18 protein-coding genes and 3 tRNA genes are annotated in these 18,406 nt (G+C 70.1%); 7 read left to right on the forward strand and 14 right to left on the reverse strand.

Annotated elements, in window-relative coordinates:
* Window positions 1-243 precede the first annotated feature (243 nt).
* The 7 genes from U3649_RS15430 to pcnB all read right to left on the reverse strand — a co-directional run bounded on the left by U3649_RS15430 (window position 244) and on the right by pcnB (window position 6,337).
* Window positions 244-399: a hypothetical protein gene (locus U3649_RS15430; protein WP_407352191.1), complete on the reverse strand. Its 156-nt coding sequence runs from the start codon at window positions 397-399 to the stop codon at window positions 244-246.
* The gene (gene pgi / locus U3649_RS15435; RefSeq protein ID WP_407352192.1) at window positions 396-1,925 is read right to left on the reverse strand and encodes a glucose-6-phosphate isomerase; all 1,530 of its coding nucleotides are present in this window, start codon (window positions 1,923-1,925) and stop codon (window positions 396-398) included. The genes U3649_RS15430 and pgi overlap by 4 nt, the downstream gene beginning before the upstream one ends.
* Window positions 1,926-1,927: 2 nt before the next feature.
* Window positions 1,928-2,308: an aspartate 1-decarboxylase gene (panD, locus tag U3649_RS15440; protein WP_407352193.1), complete on the reverse strand. Its 381-nt coding sequence runs from the start codon at window positions 2,306-2,308 to the stop codon at window positions 1,928-1,930.
* A gap of 139 nt (window positions 2,309-2,447) precedes the next feature.
* The gene (gene panC, locus U3649_RS15445; protein WP_407352194.1) at window positions 2,448-3,305 is read right to left on the reverse strand and encodes a pantoate--beta-alanine ligase; all 858 of its coding nucleotides are present in this window, start codon (window positions 3,303-3,305) and stop codon (window positions 2,448-2,450) included.
* A gap of 231 nt (window positions 3,306-3,536) precedes the next feature.
* Window positions 3,537-4,346 carry a 3-methyl-2-oxobutanoate hydroxymethyltransferase gene (gene panB, locus U3649_RS15450; protein WP_407352195.1) on the reverse strand — a complete coding sequence of 270 codons (810 nt, stop codon included), beginning with the start codon at window positions 4,344-4,346 and terminating at the stop codon, window positions 3,537-3,539.
* A gap of 177 nt (window positions 4,347-4,523) precedes the next feature.
* Entirely contained in the window at window positions 4,524-5,015 is a 492-nt protein-coding gene (gene folK / locus U3649_RS15455) for a 2-amino-4-hydroxy-6-hydroxymethyldihydropteridine diphosphokinase (RefSeq protein ID WP_407352196.1), read from the reverse strand.
* The gene (pcnB, locus tag U3649_RS15460) at window positions 5,012-6,337 is read right to left on the reverse strand and encodes a polynucleotide adenylyltransferase PcnB (RefSeq protein WP_407352197.1); all 1,326 of its coding nucleotides are present in this window, start codon (window positions 6,335-6,337) and stop codon (window positions 5,012-5,014) included. The genes folK and pcnB overlap by 4 nt, the downstream gene beginning before the upstream one ends.
* 148 nt (window positions 6,338-6,485) lie before the next feature.
* Between pcnB and U3649_RS15465 the strand changes: the two genes are divergently transcribed.
* Together U3649_RS15465 and fdxA are read left to right on the forward strand one after the other, a co-directional pair.
* A tRNA-Glu gene (locus tag U3649_RS15465) sits at window positions 6,486-6,561 on the forward strand.
* 175 nt (window positions 6,562-6,736) lie between these two features.
* The gene (fdxA, locus tag U3649_RS15470; RefSeq protein ID WP_149196480.1) at window positions 6,737-7,060 is read left to right on the forward strand and encodes a ferredoxin FdxA; all 324 of its coding nucleotides are present in this window, start codon (window positions 6,737-6,739) and stop codon (window positions 7,058-7,060) included.
* 288 nt (window positions 7,061-7,348) lie between these two features.
* Here the strand turns inward: fdxA and U3649_RS15475 are convergent, their stop codons facing one another.
* Both U3649_RS15475 and dapA read right to left on the reverse strand, forming a co-directional pair.
* On the reverse strand, window positions 7,349-7,870 hold the full coding sequence (locus U3649_RS15475) for a hypothetical protein (protein ID WP_407352198.1): 522 nt from the start codon (window positions 7,868-7,870) through the stop codon (window positions 7,349-7,351).
* A gap of 15 nt (window positions 7,871-7,885) precedes the next feature.
* Window positions 7,886-8,791, reverse strand: a complete 906-nt coding sequence (dapA, locus tag U3649_RS15480; RefSeq protein ID WP_407352199.1) for a 4-hydroxy-tetrahydrodipicolinate synthase — start codon at window positions 8,789-8,791, stop codon at window positions 7,886-7,888.
* 193 nt (window positions 8,792-8,984) lie between these two features.
* On the opposite strand from dapA, the gene U3649_RS15485 reads away from it, so the two are divergent.
* From U3649_RS15485 to U3649_RS15505, 5 genes are all read left to right on the forward strand, one after another.
* Complete coding sequence (locus tag U3649_RS15485; RefSeq protein WP_407352200.1) at window positions 8,985-9,551, forward strand: glycine cleavage system protein R; 567 nt, start codon at window positions 8,985-8,987, stop codon at window positions 9,549-9,551.
* 117 nt (window positions 9,552-9,668) lie between these two features.
* A complete protein-coding gene (locus U3649_RS15490; RefSeq protein WP_407352201.1) occupies window positions 9,669-10,151 on the forward strand; it encodes a peroxiredoxin in 483 nt (160 codons plus the stop codon).
* Between the two features lie 133 nt (window positions 10,152-10,284).
* The gene (locus U3649_RS15495; RefSeq protein ID WP_407352202.1) at window positions 10,285-11,685 is read left to right on the forward strand and encodes a PhoH family protein; all 1,401 of its coding nucleotides are present in this window, start codon (window positions 10,285-10,287) and stop codon (window positions 11,683-11,685) included.
* A gap of 311 nt (window positions 11,686-11,996) precedes the next feature.
* Window positions 11,997-12,800: a bifunctional hydroxymethylpyrimidine kinase/phosphomethylpyrimidine kinase gene (thiD, locus tag U3649_RS15500; protein WP_407352203.1), complete on the forward strand. Its 804-nt coding sequence runs from the start codon at window positions 11,997-11,999 to the stop codon at window positions 12,798-12,800.
* A gap of 8 nt (window positions 12,801-12,808) precedes the next feature.
* Window positions 12,809-13,654, forward strand: coding sequence for an alpha/beta fold hydrolase (locus U3649_RS15505; protein ID WP_407352204.1), 846 nt, complete (start codon window positions 12,809-12,811; stop codon window positions 13,652-13,654).
* Window positions 13,655-13,661: 7 nt separating this feature from the next.
* Here U3649_RS15505 and U3649_RS15510 read toward each other — a convergent pair whose 3' ends face one another.
* From U3649_RS15510 to alaS, 5 genes are all read right to left on the reverse strand, one after another.
* Entirely contained in the window at window positions 13,662-14,522 is an 861-nt protein-coding gene (locus tag U3649_RS15510; RefSeq protein WP_407352205.1) for an EcsC family protein, read from the reverse strand.
* A 322-nt stretch (window positions 14,523-14,844) separates the two neighbouring features.
* Window positions 14,845-14,921 (reverse strand) — tRNA-Arg (locus U3649_RS15515).
* Between the two features lie 212 nt (window positions 14,922-15,133).
* Window positions 15,134-15,226: transfer RNA gene (locus tag U3649_RS15520), tRNA-Ser, on the reverse strand.
* A 67-nt stretch (window positions 15,227-15,293) separates the two neighbouring features.
* Window positions 15,294-15,497: a carbon storage regulator CsrA gene (gene csrA / locus U3649_RS15525; protein ID WP_407352206.1), complete on the reverse strand. Its 204-nt coding sequence runs from the start codon at window positions 15,495-15,497 to the stop codon at window positions 15,294-15,296.
* Between the two features lie 146 nt (window positions 15,498-15,643).
* Window positions 15,644-18,274: an alanine--tRNA ligase gene (gene alaS, locus U3649_RS15530; protein ID WP_407352207.1), complete on the reverse strand. Its 2,631-nt coding sequence runs from the start codon at window positions 18,272-18,274 to the stop codon at window positions 15,644-15,646.
* Between the last annotated feature and the right edge of the window lie 132 nt (window positions 18,275-18,406).

Raw genomic sequence — 18,406 nt, forward strand, 5'->3', positions numbered from 1 at the left:
TCGCTCCCACAAACAAAGACGGATACAGGCGATGCAGCGAGACGCCTTAGCCCCGCTTCGTGAGAGCGGCCCGCGCTCGGGGATTTGGCCCCACTTCGTGGGAGCGACGCGAGAACCGGCCGCCGCCGGGCTTTCATTACCTGTCGCGACTTCCGTCGCTCCCACAAGCAAAGGCGCGGATGCAGGCGATGCAGCGAGACGCCTCGGTGAGCGTCGCTTACGAGAAGCCGGCCAATCCCGCCATCAGGTAGACGTCGACATAGGCGCCATCGCGCAGCGCGTCACCACGCGCATGGCCTTCTGCAGCGTCGCGGCGTAGGCGTCGCGCGCGGAAAACAGTGCATGCAGGCCGGCGGCATCGCCCGGCTCGGCGTGGCGGATGCGGGTGCCGCCGCTCATCCGCCGGAGCGGCGGCGGGAGATCTCGGCCAGCAGTGCGCGGGTGACGGGATCGGAGACTTGCGTGGTCTCGCCGCGTACGGCCGGCAACAGCTCGCCGGCGATGCGCTTGCCCAGCTCCACGCCCCACTGGTCGAAGGCGTTGACGCCCCAGAGCACCGACTGCGCGTAGACGCTGTGCTCGTACAGCGCGATCAGTGCGCCCAGCGACCCCGGCGTGAGCGCGTCGAGCAACAGCAGCGTCGACGGCCGGTTGCCGGGGTAGGTCTTCTGCGGGTCGCCATCCGAATGGCCGTTGGCCAGCGCCTCGGTCTGCGCCAGCAGGTTGGACAGCAGCGCAGCGTGGTTCTCGGCATAGGCATGGTCGGGATTGACCACGCCGATGAAGTCCGCGGGCACCGTCTGCGTGCCCTGGTGCAGGGCCTGGAAGAAGCTGTGCTGCGAGTTGGTGCCCGCCCCGCCCCACAGCACCGGCACCGTGTCGACGCCGGCGGGCTGCCCGGCCGGCGTCACCGACTTGCCCAGGCTTTCCATCACCAGCTGCTGCAGGTAGGCCGGCAGCAGCGCCAGGCGCTCGTCGTAGGGCAGCACCGCATGGGTGTGCAGGCCGAGCGCGTTGCGGTTCCATACCGCGAAGAGCGCGTGCAGGATCGGCAGGTTGCGTTCCGGCGCCGCCTGCAGCGCGTGCGCGTCCATCTCCGCGGCGCCGGCCAGCAGCTCCTCGAAGCGCGGCATGCCGACGGCGAGCGCGATCGCGAAGCCGACCGCCGACCACAGCGAGTAGCGTCCGCCCACCCAGTCCCACATCGGCAGCACGCGTTCGGCCGCGACGCCGAATGCTTCCGCCTTCGGCACGTTGGCGCTGACCGCGTACAGGCGTTCGCCGCCGCCGAGCCAGTCCTTCAGGATCTTCCCGTTGAGCAGGGTCTCCTGGGTGCCGAAACTCTTCGACACCAGGATCGCCGCGGTGCGTGCGGGATCCAGCCCGCGCAGCCTGTGCTGCGCGTCGCTGCCGTCGACGTTGGTGAGGAAATGCACGCGGAAGCGCCCGCTGTGCGCGTCCTTCAGCGCGTCGGCGACCAGGCGCGGGCCGAGGTCGGAGCCGCCGATGCCGACGTTGACGATGTCGGTCACGTCGGAGGCGACCAGGTCGTCGACCAGCTTCGCCATCCGCGCGCGTGCCTGCGCCGCCTGCGCCTGCGCGTCGCGGGCGACGGCGCCGGCGCCCAGCACCGAGCGCAGCGCGACGTGCAGGGCGGGACGGTCTTCCGAAACGTTGACCCGTTCGCCGTCGAACAGCGCGCGGAACGCCTGCGGCAATGCGCAGGCGTCGGCCAGCCGCAGCAGCGCATCGAGCGCATCGCGGTCGATGCGTTGGCGCGAGAAGTTGGCGTAGAGCGGGCCGACGCGCAGCGACAGGTCGGCGGCGCGCGCCGGATCGGCGGCGACCAGTTCGGCGATCCGGACCGAGGACAGGCGCTGCGCGTGCGGCGCCAGCGAACCGGTGAGCCGCTGCGCTGCCGTCATGCTCAGGCCGCCTGCGCCGGGATCGAATCGTTGGTGTGGGTCAGCCGGTTCTGGCGGTCGACGTAGACCAGGGTCGGCTTGAACTGCGCGGCCTCGGCCTCGTCGCAGGCGCCGTAGGCGCAGATGATCACCAGGTCGCCGGGTTGCGCCTTGTGCGCGGCCGCGCCGTTGACCGAGATGATGCCGCTGCCGGCCTCGGCGCGGATCGCGTAGGTCGCGAAGCGCTCGCCGTTGTTGATGTTGTAGATCTCCACGCGCTCGTACTCGCGGATGCCGGAGATCTCGAGCAGGCGCCCGTCGATGGCGCACGAGCCCTCGTAGTGCAGCTCGGCGTGGGTCACCGTGGCGCGGTGGATCTTGGCTTTGAGCAGGGTCAGGTGCATGGCATCGCTCGCCGGATCGCGGCTGTCAGGGCGCGGAAATCCGCTGATTCCGGAAGTATAGGGGCGATTTTCTGCATCGCAACATAGGCGGGGCGCAAGTTCAGGAAACCGTCGAAGAACCCCGTCGCTCCCGCGCGCCTCAGCCGGGCGGCAGTTCGAACTCGAGGTTGTCGATCAGCCGCGTCGCACCCAGCCGCGCCGCCACCAAAGCGACCCGTGCGCCGTCGGTGCCCGCTTCCGGTTCGGCCAGTGCCGGCGTGCGGATCACCGCATAGTCGACCTGGAAGCCGGCCGCCTGCAGGCGCGCGTGCGCGGCAGCTTCCACCGACATCCGCGGTTCACCCGCCCACGCAGCATCGCGCATCGCCAGCAGGGCGCGATGCAGTTCCGGCGCAACGCTGCGTTCCGCTTCCGACAGATACTGGTTGCGCGAACTCATGGCCAGCCCGTCCGCTTCGCGCACGGTGTCGCCGGCAAGCAACCGCAACGGGAACGCGAGGTCGCGGACCAGATGGCGGATCACCGCCAGCTGCTGGTAGTCCTTGCGGCCGAACGCGGCCACATCCGGCTGCACCTGGTGGAATAGCCGCGATACCACCGTGCAGACGCCGTCGAAGTGGCCCGGGCGATGGGCGCCGTCGAGCATCTCGGTGACGCCGGGCACGCGCATGCGCACCGCATGCTCGGTACCGAACGGATACATCGTTGCCACCGACGGCTGCCAGACGAGATCGCAGCCGGCCGCCTCGAGCCCCGCGGCATCCTGCTTCGGGGTACGCGGGTAGCGCTCGAAGTCCTCGCCGGGACCGAACTGGGTGGGATTGACGAACACGCTGGCGACCACGCGATCGGCATGATCGCGTGCGAGCCGTACCAACGAGTAGTGTCCGGCGTGCAGGTTGCCCATGGTCGGCACGAAGCCGATGCGCAGGCCTTCGCGCTTCCAAGCGGCGATGCGCGCGCGCAGGCCATCGAGTTCGGTGACGGTTTCGATCATGTGTCGGGGGACTTTGGAAGGCTCTTATGCCACGGATCGACGCGGACGGACGCAGACAAGAACAAAGCGGATGAGGGTGCCTGCATCGCTGCCCGCCTGCGGAAAGGATTTCGGCTCAAAGTTTCGATTCGACGTTGCGGTCGGGGCTGAAGCCCCTCCTGCAGGGGCGAGCGGCATCGGCCGCCCGGCATGGCCCGCGTTCATCCGCGTCGAGCCGTGGCAAGAACGCACTCATGCGTAGGCGTGCTCCTCACCGGGAAACGATCCGTCGCGCACCGCGGCCACGTAGGCCTGCACCGCGCCCTTCACCGATCCGCCCTCGGCCAGGAAATCCTTGACGAACTTCGGCCGCCGGTGGCCGCTCTCCAGGCCGAGGAAATCGTGCAGCACCAGCACCTGGCCGTCGCAGCCGGCGCCGGCGCCGATGCCGATGGTCGGCACGGGACTGGCCGCGGTGATCGCCGACGCCAGCGGCGAAGGCACACACTCGAGCACCAGCAGCGCGGCGCCGGCCGCGGCGACGGCCAGCGCGTCCTCGCGCAGCCTGGCGGCGGCCGCGTCTTCGCGTCCCTGCACCCGGAAGCCGCCGAAGCGCAGCACCGACTGCGGCGTGAGGCCGAGATGGCCGCAGACCGGGATCTCGCGCTCGACCAGGAATCGGATCGTCTCGAGCTTGTGGCCGGCGCCCTCGAGCTTGACCATGCCGGCGCCGGCCTGCAGCAGGCGGGTGGCGGCATCGAGCGCACGCCCGGGCGTGGCGTCGGCCTGGAACGGCAGGTCGGCGACCAGCAGCGCGCGCGACAGCCCGCGCGCGACGCAACGGGTGTGGTAGGCGATGTCGTCGACGGTGACCGGCAGTGTGGAAGCCTGGCCCTGCACCACCATGCCGAGCGAATCGCCGACCAGCACCAGGTCGACGCCGCCCGCGTCGCAGGCGCGCGCGAAGCCGGCGTCGTAGGCGGTCAGCATCGCCAGCTTGCGGCCTTCGCGCCGGGCGGCGGCGAGGCCGGGAACGGTCAACGGACTGGCGGCGGTCGTCATTCGCCTAGCTTAACCGCTGGCGCGCCGCGCCAGGCAGCCCCTTGGGCGGCGGCGATGACGAACGCGCCGCCGCGCGTTGCGAAGGCGAACAACGGCAGAGCACATCTGCGGCCGGCACGCGCCCGGTCGCGGCTGAAGCCGCTCCTACGCTGCTCGTGCGACGATTGCGGAGTCGCGCTACAGCGGTTCGATAACGACCGCATCCAGCCCGGCAAGCGCTTCACGGGCCGGGCCGATACCCGGGATCACGGCGTCCGGCAGCACGTCCAGCAGCGGTATCAGGGCGAATGCGCGCTCGTGCAGGTGCGGGTGCGGCACGCGCAGGCCGGGCTCGTCGACGACGGCCGCGCCGTACAGCAGCAGGTCCAGGTCGAGCGTGCGCGGTCCCCAGCGGTCGTCGGCGTCGCGGACGCGGCCGGAATCGCGCTCGATCCGCAGCAGCCCGTCGAGCAGCGTCCGCGCGGCGAGCCCGGTCTCCAGCGCCACCGCGGCGTTGACGAAACCGGGCTGCGCCTCCACGCCCCAGGGCGGGGTGCGGTAGAAACGCGATGCCCGCAGCAGGCGCGTCTCCGGCAACGCCGCCAGCGCCGCGATCGCCGCACGCAGCGTAGCCGCGACATCGCCCAGGTTGCCGCCGAGGCCGACGCAGGCGACGGCCGGCCGGTTCATTCCGCCGCCGCGGAACGCCGCCGGCGGCGGCGCTTGCGCGGCGCGGCGCCCTCTTCGGTCCCCGCCTCGGCGTCCGCCGGGTGGGCGGCGATGGCGTGGTCCGGGTCCTGCTGCGCCTCGCGCCAGAAGGCGACATCCTCGGCGTGGTCGTCGGACGCGCTCTGCCGCAGCACCAGGAAGTCGAACGCGGCGCGGAAGCGCGGATGCGACAGCGTGCGCACCACCCGCTTGCGCTGGCGCAGCGGGAACCGCGACTGCAGCAGCCAGATCTCCTGCATCGGCAGCGAGAACCGGCGCGGCAGCGCCACCGTGGTGAGCTGGTGCACGGTGACGCGGTCGGCGGCGCGGCGCTGCGCCTCGGCCGCGTGCACGCCTTCGGCCTGCAGCGCCATCAGCGCACGGCAGTACGCCGGCCACAGCAGCAGCGCGAACAGGAACGCGGGCGAAACCGGCTCGTCCACGGCGACGCGGGCATCGGTGTTGTGCAGGCCTTCCAGCAGCATGCGGCGCAGCGCACCGCTGCGGTTGGCGGCCATTGCCGCCGCCGATTCCGGCAGCAGCGCCGGCAACAGGCCGTGCCGCTCCAGGCCGAGGAAACTGGCCTCGGCATTCCCGGACAGGAACAGCTTCAGGCATTCCTCGAACAGCCGCGCCGGCGCCGCCTCCGCCAGCAGCGAGGCCAGGTGCGGGATCGGCGCGGCGCTGTCCGGATCGATGCTGAAGCCGAGCTTGGCGGCCAGCCGCACCGCGCGCAGCATCCGCACCGGATCCTCGCGATAGCGCAGCTCGGGATCGCCGATCAACTTCATCACCCGATTCTGCACGTCCTCGAACCCACCGGTGTAGTCGCGCACCGAGAAGTCCTCGATCGCGTAGTACAGCGCGTTGGCGGTGAAGTCGCGGCGCACCGCATCGTCCTCGATCGTGCCGTAGACGTTGTCGCGCAGCAGCCGCCCGCCGGCGTGGGTCTCGCGGTCGCCGCTGCCGTCGTCGACGTTGGCGCGGAAGGTCGCCACCTCGATGATCTCGCGCCCGAACACCACGTGCGCCAGGCGGAAGCGGCGCCCGATCAGCCGGCAGTTGCGGAACAGCGCCTTGACCTGCTCGGGGGTGGCGTCGGTGGCGACGTCGAAGTCCTTGGGCTGCAAGCCGACCAACAGGTCGCGCACGGCGCCGCCGACCAGGTAGGCCTCGTGGCCGCCCTCGCGCAGACGATAGAGCACGCGCAGGGCGTTGGGACTGATGCCCTTGCGGGAGATGGGGTGCTGGTCGCGCGGGATGCTGCGCAGCCCGGTCAATGCGGTGTTGTTCTGGGTCGGCATCTAGAATTCAGGTGAGAGGCGGCCGGGCGTCGTTCCGGCCGTCGACCGGTGCTGCATTGCCCATTGTCCTGCTATACTAGCAAGCTGCGCGGCCGATCCGGTCGCTGCGAGCCGGCCGTCCAGCCGGTGGCCCCCGGGCCGCCCCCCAGCTCCCTTCGTCTAGAGGCCTAGGACGTGGCCCTCTCAAGGCTAAAACACGGGTTCGAATCCCGTAGGGAGCGCCATATGCCGCAGGCATCCGCAGCAAGGCGCGGATGGCGCAGAAGACCCGGCTCCGGCCGGGTTTTTCTTTGGGCCGACCGACGCGGGCGGCAAGCGAAACCGTCGTTTGCGGCGTGCGTCGGCGCCCTGGATTACACTGCGCGCACACCACAGGAACGTTTTCGAGGATCGCTGTCCATGCCCTTCGTCGTCACCGAGAACTGCATCAAGTGCAAGTACACCGACTGCGTGGAGGTGTGCCCGGTCGACTGCTTCCACGAGGGCCCGAATTTCCTGGTGATCGATCCCGACGAGTGCATCGACTGCACCCTGTGCGAGCCGGAATGCCCGATCAACGCCATCTACCCCGAGGACGACGTGCCGGCCGGCCAGGAGGCGTTCGTCGCGCTCAACGCCGAGCTGTCGAAGGACTGGCCGGTGATCACCACCCGCAAGGACGGCCTGCCCGATGCCAAGGAATGGGAAGGCAAGCCGGACAAGCTGCCGCTGCTGGAACGCTGACCCCCGCGCGGCGGTCACCGCCCTCGTGCGGTGGCGCCGTCGTTTTTCCGGCCTCGCCCCGATCGCCCCCCCCGCGGGCATCGAGCGCACGGCGCGCTCCCATTGGGGTCTCCCGGTCGTCGGTCCGGGCGGTGCCGTCCTGCCGTAGAGCCGAGCTTGCTCGGCTGCGCGGGTCGGTGCCGGAAGCAGCGGAGCGAGCTCCGCTCTACGGGTGAATCCGCTGCTCTCCGAAAGGAGAACGGGCGCTCCGCCGGCGCCCGTTCGGTGTCGTTCCGGCGGCTCGCGAGCTCAGCCGCCCAGTTCCGCGCGCAGCGCGGCGATCAGCTTGGTCGCGCCCTCGCCGGAAGCCGGCTGCCCGCGCGGATCCACCGCGGAGACATAGGCGTTCTCCCCGGACTGGCTGATGCGCACCAGGAAGTTGTCGCCTTCGTAGGAGACGTCGTAGCTCCCCAGGATCTGCGCGCGGCTGGAGATCGTGAGCCCCGGCGTGGCCTCGAGCACCTCGCCGACGCGGGCGAAGACCTGGTCGCGCTCGCCGGCCACGGTGAAGCCGGTGGCGCTGGCGCCCTGCGGCTGCCGCGCCGGCGTCATCGACGACCGGGTCACCGATTGCGGCGCCTCGGGCAACGCCATCGACGCGTCGCCGGCGGGGCGGTCGAGGTCCGGCGGCACTTCGAGCGGCCGGCTTTCCGCACTCTGCGCGTAGAGCGCGTTCTCCTTGCGGAACCAGCGGCAGCCGGAGGCCGCCAGCACGGCGACGGCCAGCGCGAGCAGGACGGTGGTGCGGAACACGGGACGGGTCTGGAACATCGGTGTCTCCTGGGATCAGGCCGCGAGTGTATCGCGGCAGGCGCGTTCGAGTTCGTCGACCGCGGCGGCGACGCGTTCTACGGCGTCGGCATGCATGGACGCCAGCGGCGTCAACGGCAGGCGCAGGCCGTGGCCGAGGCCGGCGCGGGCGAGCAGCGCCTTGATCGGGATCGGGTTGGGCTCGACCATGGCGAAACGGTAGAGCGGCTGCAGCCGTGCATCCAGCGCCCGCGCCTCGGCCTCGTCGCCTGCCAGCGCCAGGTCGGCCAAGCGGCGGAACGCGCAGGGGGCGATGTTCGACACGACCGAGATCACCCCGTCGGCGCCGGCGAGCATGGCCCGGGCGGCGGTCGGATCGTCGCCGCTCAGTACCGCGAACGCATCGGACCTCAACGCCAGCAGCGCCTGCATTCGCTCCGGCTCGTCGCGCGCCTCCTTCACCGCGACGATGCGCGCGTGCGCCGCCAGGTCGGCGACGGTGTCCGGCAGCAGGTCGCAGCCGGTGCGGCCGGGCACGTTGTAGAGCACCAGCGGCAACGCGCCGTCGTCGGCCACGGCGCGGTAGTGGGCCGCCAGGCCGGCCTGGGTCGGGCGCACGTAGGGCGGCGTCACCACCAGCGCGGCATCGGCGCCCAATGCCGCGGCGCGGCGCGTCTGTTCGATCGTCTTGGCGGTGTTCGGCTGTCCGGTCCCCGCCAGCACCGGAATGCGCCCGGCCACCACTTCCACCGCGGTCCGCAGCAGCGTGTCGTACTCGGCCTCGTACAGCGCCGCGGCCTCGCCGGTCGAACCGGCGACCACGACGGCCCGGGTGCCGCCATCGAGCTGCCGCTGCAGCAGGCGGCGCCAGGCGTCGAGGTCGAGTTCCCCGTTGGCGCTGAATGGCGTCGCCAGGGCGGTGATGCTGCCGGAAAGTCGCAAGATGCTGTTCTCTGGGTCTGCGCCGGCCGGCGCAGCTGGGTTTCGTGTGCCCGCGGCGCGGACCGGCGCGGCCGGAATACCCGCGACGATGCCGATCTTACTTGCGGCTCCGAAGCACGGGCAAGTATGCTGGTCGCGGCATCCGGCCCATGGCCGGCTCGCCGTTCAGACCCGACTTTTCGCGGACGCCGCCTTGACCGATTCCGACACCGCTTCCCGTCCCGCGCCGAACGAGAACCATCTGCTGATCAACGCCTATACGACGCATCCGCAATCGCCGTTGCTGACGGTCAGCCGGCGGATCGCCGACAGCGGCTGCAACCTCGTCGACGCGCGCCTGTCCACCGTCGGCCGCGACGTCTCCGTCACCGCGCTGGCGACCGGTTCCTGGGACGCGGTCGCCAAGCTCGAGGCGATGCTGACCCGGCTCGACCGCGAGGAAGGCCTGAAGCTGATCTGGTACCGCACCGGCGCCAAGCCGGTGCAGTCGAATCTGCTGCCCTACGTGGTCGAGGTGGTGGCGGCCGACAAGCCGGGCATCCTGTTCCAGCTGGCGGACTTCTTCGACCGCCAGGGCATCACCATCGAGAGCCTGCACTCCTCGCGCTACCGGGCGATGCAGACCGGCGCCGACATGTTCTCGGCGCAGGTGACCATCGGCGTGCCCGCCGACATGCACATCGCCGCGCTGCGCGACGACTTCCTCGAGTTCTGCGACCATCTCAATCTCGACGCGATCATGGATCCGATGAAGTTTTGAGGGCCGTGATTGGTGATTCGTGATTGGTGATTCGCAAGAGCCGCATCCTAAGATCGTTCCGCTTCGTTCTTTGTCCAATCACGAATCAACAATCACCAATCACGACTCACCATCCACATGATCGAGACCGGCAAGTCCCTGCCCGAATCCACCCGTTCGCTGCCGCTGGCGTTGTCCGGCGGCGCCACCGCGCGCCTCGCCGACTATGCCGGCAAGTGGCTGGTGCTGTACTTCTACCCCAAGGACTCGACGCCGGGCTGCACCACCGAGGGAATCGACTTCAACGCGCTGCTGCCGAAGTTCAAGCGGCGTGGCGCGGCCGTGCTGGGCGTGTCCCGCGATTCGGTGAAATCGCACGACAACTTCTGCGACAAGCAGGGATTCAAGTTTCCCCTGATCAGCGACCCGGACGAGGCGCTGTGCCGCGCGTTCGACGTGATCAAGGAAAAGAACATGTACGGCCGCAAGGTGCTGGGCATCGAGCGCAGTACCTTCCTGATCGATCCCGACGGCCGCATCGCGCAGGCGTGGCGCAAGGTCAAGGTGCCCGGCCACGCCGAGGCCGTGCTCGACGCACTGAAGGCAGCCCAGGGCAAGTGATCGCCCCCCGCGCCTCGGGTGCCCCCGTAGAGCGGTACTCGCTCCGCTGCTCCAGTCCCCGGAGCCCGCGCAGCGGCGCGCGCTCCGCCCTACCCCGCCGTTCCCACCTCAACAGGCGATCCCCAAGCCGATGATGACCAAAGGCAAGCGCATCTACGTGCTCGACACCAATGTCCTGATGCACGACCCCACCGCGCTGTTCAAGTTCGAGGAGCACGACGTCTACCTGCCGATGCAGGTCATCGAGGAACTCGACAACGGCAAGAAGGGCACCTCGGAGGCGAGCCGCAACGCGCGCCAGGTCAGCCGCTTCATCAACGAGTTGATCGAAGCCCAGGGCACGGACAAGATCGCCTCGGGCCTGGTCCTGCAGCGCCCGACAGGGTTGCAGCTGCGCGGCGCCGACAGCATCGGCCGGCTCAGCTTCCAGACCGGCGCCCTGGAGGTGCGGCGCACCTCCGGCGATGGCCGGATTCCCGACAACGACATCATCCATGCCATCCAGACGCTGCAGCAGCAGGATGTCGAACTGCCGGTGGTGTTCGTCTCCAAGGACATCAACCTGCGGATCAAGGCCGCGATCGCCGGCATCGCCTCGGAGGACTACGAGAACGACCGCGCGCTTGACGACTTCAGCCTGCTCTATACCGGCGCCAACGCGCTGCCGGAGGACTTCTGGCAGCGCCACGGCAAGGATCTCAGGTCCTGGACCGACAAGGGCCGCACGTACTACGAGGTGCGCGCGAGCGAGGAGGACGATTGGCACCCGAACCAGTACCTCTACCTGCCCGGCGACGAGGAGGCCGAGTTCCGCGTCGCCCGTGTCGAGGACGGCAAGGCCACGCTGCAGATCGTCGACGACTACCGCAGCAGCCAGCATGCGATCTGGGGCATCCTGGCGCGCAACCGCGAGCAGAACTTCGCGCTCAACGCGCTGATGGACCCGGAAATCGACTTCGTCACCCTGCTCGGCACCGCCGGCACCGGCAAGACCCTGCTGGCGCTCGCCGCCGGGCTGGCGCAGACGATGGACCAGCAAAGGTACCGGGAAATCATCATGACCCGCGCCACCGTCAGCGTCGGCGAGGACATCGGCTTCCTGCCCGGCACCGAGGAGGAGAAGATGACGCCGTGGATGGGCGCACTCACCGACAATCTGGAAGTGCTCACCCACAATCAGGAAGGCGGCAGCTGGGGCCGCGCGGCGACCAACGACCTGCTGGCCTCGCGGATCAAGATCCGCTCGCTCAACTTCATGCGCGGGCGCACCTTCCTCAACCGCTGGCTGATCCTGGACGAGGCGCAGAACCTGACGCCCAAGCAGATGAAGACCCTGATCACCCGCGCCGGCCCCGGCACCAAGATCGTCTGCCTGGGCAACGTCGAGCAGATCGACACCCCGTACCTGACCGAGACCACCTCGGGCCTGACCTACGCGGTCGACCGGTTCAAGGCCTGGGAGCACAGCGCCCACATCACCCTGCGGCGCGGCGAGCGCTCGCGGCTGGCGGACTACGCGTCCGAGGTGCTTTGAGGGCCGGGATTCGGGATTCGGGATTCGGGATTCGGGATTCGGGATTCGGGATTCGGGAAGAGCGTAGCGGTCGTCCATCGTTCCGGCGCAGGCCGGAACGCATCGCGGCACGGGGCGGCAGGGCGCCCCATGGTGGGAGCGACGAAACGAGCGCAGCGAGTTGACGGCGAAGCCGGCCCGAAGGGCGAGCCGCGGAGCGGCGAGTCAAGCCGCGACGCCGGCAGGTTGTGAAGCGTCGCGACTTCCGTCGCTCCCACGACAGCCGTGCACGGCGGCGGACGCCCCGGCGCGATCCATGCACAATGTCGGCCATGCCCGATCGCATCGTCTCCGCACTGACCATCGCCGGCTCCGACTCCGGCGGCGGCGCGGGAATACAGGCCGACCTGAAGACCTTCGCCGCGCATCGGGTGCACGGCCTGTCGGCGATCGCGGCGCTGACCGCGCAGCACACCCGGGGCGTGAGCGCGGTCCACGCGCCGCCGACCGACTTCCTGCGCGCGCAGATCGATGCCTGCTTCGACGACTTCCGGATCGCGGCGGTCAAGCTGGGCATGCTCGCCAACGCCGGCATCATCGCGACCGTCTCCGAAGCCCTGCGCGCGCACGCCCCCCCGCAGGTGGTGCTCGACCCGGTGATGGTGGCCACCTCCGGCGCCAGGTTGCTCGAGGACGCGGCGCTCGACACGCTGAAACGCGACCTGCTGCCGCTGGCGTCCCTGGTCACGCCGAACCTGCCCGAGGCCGAATTGCTGCTGGGCCGGCGCATCTCCGATCACGCCGAGATGCGCGCGGCCTGCCGCGACCTGCTGGCCGCGGGGCCCGGCGCGGTACTGCTCAAGGGTGGCCATCTCGAAGACGACGGCGACGTGGTGATCGACCTGTTCGCCGATGCGGGCGGCGTGCGTGAACTGGCGCATGCGCGCCTGCCGCATTCGGCGCACGGCACCGGCTGCACGCTGGCCTCGGCCGTGGCCGCCAACCTATGCCTCGGGCTTGCGCTGTACGAGGCCTGCGCCGCCGCGACCGACTACGTGCATCGTGCCCTCCGCGGCGGCTATCGCCCCGGGCGCGGAGAGGTGCGGGTGCTCGACCACATCGGCGCCGCGCAGTGACGGTGCGCGTGCATGAAACACCGTTGCAGGCGGACGACGGGCACTGCTGGTCGCTGCAGGCGCGGCTGCCGGCACGACCGCGCGCCTCGCTGCTGTGGCTGCCGGCGCTGGGCGTGACCGCCCGGAACTACCTGCCTTTCGCCGAGGCCCTGGCCGCGCAGGGCATCGCGGTGTTCCTTCACGAATGGCGCGGCTTCGGCAGCAGCAACCTGCGCGCCTCCCGCGAGAACGACTGGGGCTACCGCGCGCTGCTGACGCGCGACCTGCCGGCCAGCGAGGCCGCGATCGCGCAGGCACTGCCGGGCGTCGAGCGCCTCATCGGCGGCCACAGCCTCGGCGGCCAGCTCGCCTGTTGCCGGCTGGCGCTGCGGCCGCAGGCGGCGCAACGGCTCTGGCTGGTCGCCAGCGGCGCGCCGTACTGGCGCGCGTTTCCGCGGCCGCAGCGGCTGTGGTTGCCGCTCGCGTATCGCTTCCTGCCGTGGCTGGCCGGGCGCCGCGGCTCGCTGCCGGGGCGGACCATCGGCTTCGGCGGCAACGAGGCGCGCGGCGTGATCGGGGACTGGGCGCGCACCGCGCTCAGCGGCCGCTATGGCGCTGCCGGGCTGGACGTCGATCTCGAGGCGGCACTGTCGCGCGTCGCCGTCCCGGTGCAGGCGATCGTCCTGCGCGACGACTGGCTGTGCCCGGCGTCCTCGCTGCGCTTCCTGCTGTCGAAGCTGGGCCCGGCGCAGCGGCTGATCACGTCGATGGACGCCGGCGACCTGCAGGTGCGCGCGGATCACTTCGCCTGGTTGCGGCAACCCGAGGAGATCGCGCGGAAGCTGGTCGGGGATCTGTCGATCGAGCGCGGCTGAGCCGCTCCTACGGCGCCGACCGGCCGGCATGCGATGTGGCGTCGCGCACCTGGACGCGGACGCCCTCGCGCGATGCCGCATAGGCCTCGCGCACGACTTCCGCGCCGTAGCGCCGCTCCAGTCGCCGCACGATGAAGTGCCCGCGCGCCATGCGCTGGAAATGCCGCATGAACAGCATATTGAGCGTGGCGCCGCTGACGGCGCCGACCACCGGCACGCTCTGCACCGCGATCTTCTGGCTGATGTTGACCGAGAAGCGCGACGCGATCGCCGCCAACACCTGCACGATCGCCGGCGCGCCCTTGCTCATCACCCCGTGCGCGGCGATGTATTCCGCCGCCGCCGCGACCTGTTGCGCCAACACCGCACGCGCGGCGAAGTAGCCCGATTCGGCGCCGTCGTCGCGCGTGCTCCTGCCGCCCATCGTCAGCACCTCGAAACAGGCGAGCGTGGCGCCCGGATCGTCCAGGGACTCGCCCTCGCTGCGCGCGATGTCGGCGATCGAACGCAGGATGACGGTCGTGGTCAACGGCAGCTCCAGCGCCAGACCGAACAGCCCGAACGCGCCGCCCACCGCACCGGTGGTGGCGACTGCGGCGGTGTGCGCACCGTTGCGTGCCGGCTTGCTGTGCGCTCGCGCATCCAGGGTGGCGGTCGCCATCCGCAGGGACTGCTCGAGCGCCTTGCGGGTGGACGACTGGATCATGCGCGTGACCGGCGCCGGCAGTCGCCGGGCGAACACGTACTCCATCGGCGCACCGACCGCATTGGCCAGCTGCGCGGCGAGGCCGGGACTTTCCAGCATCTCGCGGGCGCGACGCAGGTCCGCGAGCTCATGGGCCGACAGTGACGGAACGAGCTGGTTCATGCCCTTACGATACCCCGCGTGCGGACCGCGATCGATCCGGTCGTCCCCGCCATGCCGCCGACCGGGCGCAGGCGGGAATCCCGCCTGGCGCACGCTTCCCGGCGCCTGCGCTGCGTGGCACGCACGGCCCCTGCACCCGGCGCGGGCGTGGGAATCACGGATCCTGCGTCCGTTTTCAGGACCTGCGCGCCGCGAGCCATCGGCGAGTCGCACGCCTTCCACGATTGCCCGGTCCGCTGCGCAAGGCGTGGCGCCGGTCCGGGATGCGCATACGGCACGCAAAACAAAGGGCCGATGGTGTCCCATCGGCCCTCGTCTTCGATGGCGCGCCCGGAAGGATTCGAACCTCCGACCCCCAAGTTCGTAGCCTGGTGCTCTATCCAACTGAGCTACGGGCGCGCAGAAGCGAAATTATGAGTGCGGCTCGCTGTTTCGTCAATCCGTTCCGCCTCGGCGATGGCCCTGCAGAGGAACGGAAGCGGCGCTGCGCACCGCCCTGCGCGGGCACGGGAGTGGCAGCGAAAAGGCGACCTTGTCGGGTGACGGAGTCGACGCAGCTGCGCATCGTCCCGCCCGGCCGCAACCGCGAACCCGAAGCCATTCCCGAGGGATGGCGGAGAGTGAGGGATTCGAACCCTCGATGGAGTGTTTAGCCCCATACTCCCTTAGCAGGGGAGCCCCTTCAGCCACTCGGGCAACTCTCCGTTTGCATCGATCCTGCGCCCGCAAGCGCGAGCGCAGGATACCGGCTCGCTTCGAAGGCGGCAAACCCTAGCTTTCGGTTTCGTCGTCTCCGCGGGTGTCACCCCCTTCCCCGCGATGAATGCGCTGATAGATCTCTTCGCGGTGAACCGCGACGTCCTTCGGGGCGGTGATTCCTATACGGACCTGGTTTCCCTTGACGCCGAGGACGGTCACCGTCACGGAGTCGCCGATCATCAGGGTCTCTCCGACGCGTCGAGTCAAAATCAACATGAGAACTCTCCATGGACTGGCGGTTCATCCACCAGCGGCGGTCACCCGGCACTCCAGCCGCAGCTCCGCACTTGGAATCAGGAACGACAAACGACCATGATACCGGCCGCCGGTCACATTCGGATAGGTGTAAAGTCACGCTGCAGTCATGTCAGGCGCTCCGAGACCCACTGGTCCACGCCTTTCAGTGCCTGCAGCAGGGCCGGGCCGTCGTCGCCGCCGCCCTGGGCCAGATCCGGCCGGCCGCCGCCTTTGCCGCCGATCTGACCGGCCACGTGCGACAGGAGTTCCCCGGCGCGGATCCGGCCGGAGGCGCCGCCGCTGACCCCGGCGACCAGGGCCGCCTTGCCCTGGCTGGCTCCGGCCAGGACCACCACCGCGTCGCCCAGTTGCTGCTTCAGGCGATCGACGGTTTCCCGCAACGCCCTGGCATCGAGACCCTCCAGTCGTGCCGCCAGCACCCGGATACCCTGCACCTCGACCGCCGACTCGGCGAGATGGCTGGTGGCACCGCTGGCCGCCTTGGCCTTCAGCCCCTCGAGTTCGCGCTCCATCCGCTTCTGCCGCTCAAGCAAGGCGCGGAGCTTGTCGCCGACCTCGGCGGTGGTGCCGCCGAGCAGGTCGGCCGCCTGCCGCAACTGCCGCTCCTCGGCGGCGACCTGTTCGAGCGCAGCCTGGCCGGTCAGCGCCTCGACCCGGCGCACGCCGGCCGACACGCCACCCTCCGACACCAGCTTGAACAGGCCGATCTCGCCGGTGCGGCCGACATGGGTGCCGCCGCACAGCTCGACCGAATCGCCCATCGTCACCACCCGCACGCGCTCGCCGTATTTCTCCCCGAACAGGGCGATGGCGCCGGCGTCCAGCGCCTCCTGCATGTCCATCTCGCGGATCCGGACGGCATGGTCGGCACGCACCTCGGCGTTAACCCGGCGTTCAATTTCAGCGACCTCCTCGGCAGCCAGCGGCTGGAAATGCGAGAAATCGAAGCGAAGCCGGTCCGGCGCGACCAGCGAGCCCTTCTGCGCGACATGGGTGCCCAGCAATCCGCGCAGCGCGCCGTGCAGCAGATGGGTGGCGCTGTGGTTGAGCACGGTATCGGCCCGGCGGCCGGCGTCGACGGAGCCCAGCAGATGGTCGCCGCGTGCGAGCGTGCCGGCCTCCAGCCGTCCGGCATGGCCGTGGAACTGGCCGGCCAGTTTGCGCGTGTCCTCCACCCGGAAACGGACGCCCTGCCCGTCCAGCTCGCCGGTATCGCCGACCTGGCCGCCCGATTCGGCGTAGAACGGGGTGCGGTCGAGGATCACGACGGCGTCCTCGCCGGCCGCGATCGATTCCACCGGGCGACCGTCGCGCAGCAGCGCGAGGACCTCCAGCCCGCCGGCCTGCAGCCGGTCGTAACCGAGGAACTCGGTCGGGCGCAGCTGCGCCACCAGGTCCGCCGGCAGCCCGACGCCGGACGCGAACTTGCCGGCCGCGCGTGCCGTTTCGCGCTGCCTGGCCATGGCCGCGTCGAAGCCGGCGATGTCGACGTCCAGGCCACGCTCGCGGGCGATATCCGCGGTGAGGTCCAGGGGAAAGCCGTAGGTGTCGTAGAGACGGAACGCTTCCGCCCCGGGAATGGTGCCGCCGCTGCGCGCCGCGATCTCGTCGAAGATCCGCATGCCGGCGTCGAGGGTCTCGGCGAAGCGCTCCTCCTCGGCCCGCAGCGCGCGCTCGACCAGCTCGCGCTTGGCGCGCAGTTCCGGATAGGCCTCGCCCATCAGCATGTCGAGGGTGTCGAGCATGCGGTGGAAGAACGGCTCGCGCACGCCGAGCATCCAGCCGTGGCGCAGCGCACGGCGGATGATCCTGCGCAGCACGTAGCCGCGGCCCTCGTTCGACGGCAGCACGCCGTCGACGATCAGGAAGCTGCAGGCGCGGATGTGGTCGGCGATCACGCGCAACGACTTGTTGCCGAGGTCGGCGGTGCCGGTAAGTTCGGCCGCACGGCCGATGAGCGTCTGGAACAGGTCGATCTCGTAGTTGCTGTGCTTGCCCTGCAGCACCGCCGCCAGCCGCTCCAGCCCCATGCCGGTATCCACGCAGGGCGCCGGCAGCGGCGACAGCGTGCCGTCGGGCTGGCGGTCGAACTGCATGAAGACCAGGTTCCAGATCTCGATGAAGCGGTCGCCGTCCTCCTCCGGAGAACCCGGGGGGCCGCCCGGGACGTCGGCGCCATGGTCGTAGAAGATCTCGGTGCAGGGACCGCAGGGGCCGGTATCGGCCATCTGCCAGAAATTGTCGGAGGCGTACGGGGCGCCCTTGTTGTCTCCGATCCGGATGATTCGCTCCGGCGGCAGGCCGATGTCGTCGCGCCAGATGCGATGGGCCTCCTCGTCGGTGTGGTAGATGGTGACCAGCAGCCGCTCGGGGGGCAGTCGCCAGACCTCGGTCAGCAGCTCCCACGACCAGGCGATGGCTTCCTTCTTGAAGTAGTCGCCGAACGACCAGTTGCCCAGCATCTCGAAGAAGGTGTGATGGCGCGCGGTGTAGCCGACCGAATCGAGGTCGTTGTGCTTGCCGCCGGCGCGCAGACAGCGCTGGACGTCGGTCGCGCGCACGTAGCTGCGCTTCTCCGCGCCCAGGAACACGTCCTTGAACTGCACCATGCCGGAGTTGGTGAACAGCAGGGTCGGGTCGTTGCCCGGCACCAGGGAGGCCGAAGGGACGACGGTATGGCCCCTGTCGCGGAAAAACTCGAGGAATTGGCGACGGATATCGGAGGTGGTTTTCATCGTGGGCGCGGCAATACGTGAAGGGCGCCGGTCCGGCGCCCGACCGCAATGCGGCCACGACGTGGAGCTGACAACCCGATACGAGAAGGTTAACAGGACGCGGGGCGGCTGGCTGCGCCCGGCCCGCGCGCG

This window comes from Luteimonas sp. R10, from assembly GCF_045689605.1.
Lineage (GTDB): Bacteria > Pseudomonadota > Gammaproteobacteria > Xanthomonadales > Xanthomonadaceae > Luteimonas.

What these genes read in the sequence shown, in the direction of transcription:
- U3649_RS15430 (WP_407352191.1), bottom strand. Translation starts at nt 399, where the DNA reads ATGAGCGGCGGCACCCGCATCCGCCACGCCGAGCCGGGCGATGCCGCC.
- pgi (WP_407352192.1), bottom strand. Translation starts at nt 1,925, where the DNA reads ATGACGGCAGCGCAGCGGCTCACCGGTTCGCTGGCGCCGCACGCGCAG.
- panD (WP_407352193.1), bottom strand. Translation starts at nt 2,308, where the DNA reads ATGCACCTGACCCTGCTCAAAGCCAAGATCCACCGCGCCACGGTGACC.
- panC (WP_407352194.1), bottom strand. Translation starts at nt 3,305, where the DNA reads ATGATCGAAACCGTCACCGAACTCGATGGCCTGCGCGCGCGCATCGCC.
- panB (WP_407352195.1), bottom strand. Translation starts at nt 4,346, where the DNA reads ATGACGACCGCCGCCAGTCCGTTGACCGTTCCCGGCCTCGCCGCCGCC.
- folK (WP_407352196.1), bottom strand. Translation starts at nt 5,015, where the DNA reads ATGAACCGGCCGGCCGTCGCCTGCGTCGGCCTCGGCGGCAACCTGGGC.
- pcnB (WP_407352197.1), bottom strand. Translation starts at nt 6,337, where the DNA reads ATGCCGACCCAGAACAACACCGCATTGACCGGGCTGCGCAGCATCCCG.
- fdxA (WP_149196480.1), top strand. Translation starts at nt 6,737, where the DNA reads ATGCCCTTCGTCGTCACCGAGAACTGCATCAAGTGCAAGTACACCGAC.
- U3649_RS15475 (WP_407352198.1), bottom strand. Translation starts at nt 7,870, where the DNA reads ATGTTCCAGACCCGTCCCGTGTTCCGCACCACCGTCCTGCTCGCGCTG.
- U3649_RS15490 (WP_407352201.1), top strand. Translation starts at nt 9,669, where the DNA reads ATGATCGAGACCGGCAAGTCCCTGCCCGAATCCACCCGTTCGCTGCCG.
- U3649_RS15495 (WP_407352202.1), top strand. Translation starts at nt 10,285, where the DNA reads ATGACCAAAGGCAAGCGCATCTACGTGCTCGACACCAATGTCCTGATG.
- thiD (WP_407352203.1), top strand. Translation starts at nt 11,997, where the DNA reads ATGCCCGATCGCATCGTCTCCGCACTGACCATCGCCGGCTCCGACTCC.
- U3649_RS15510 (WP_407352205.1), bottom strand. Translation starts at nt 14,522, where the DNA reads ATGAACCAGCTCGTTCCGTCACTGTCGGCCCATGAGCTCGCGGACCTG.
- csrA (WP_407352206.1), bottom strand. Translation starts at nt 15,497, where the DNA reads ATGTTGATTTTGACTCGACGCGTCGGAGAGACCCTGATGATCGGCGAC.
- alaS (WP_407352207.1), bottom strand. Translation starts at nt 18,274, where the DNA reads ATGAAAACCACCTCCGATATCCGTCGCCAATTCCTCGAGTTTTTCCGC.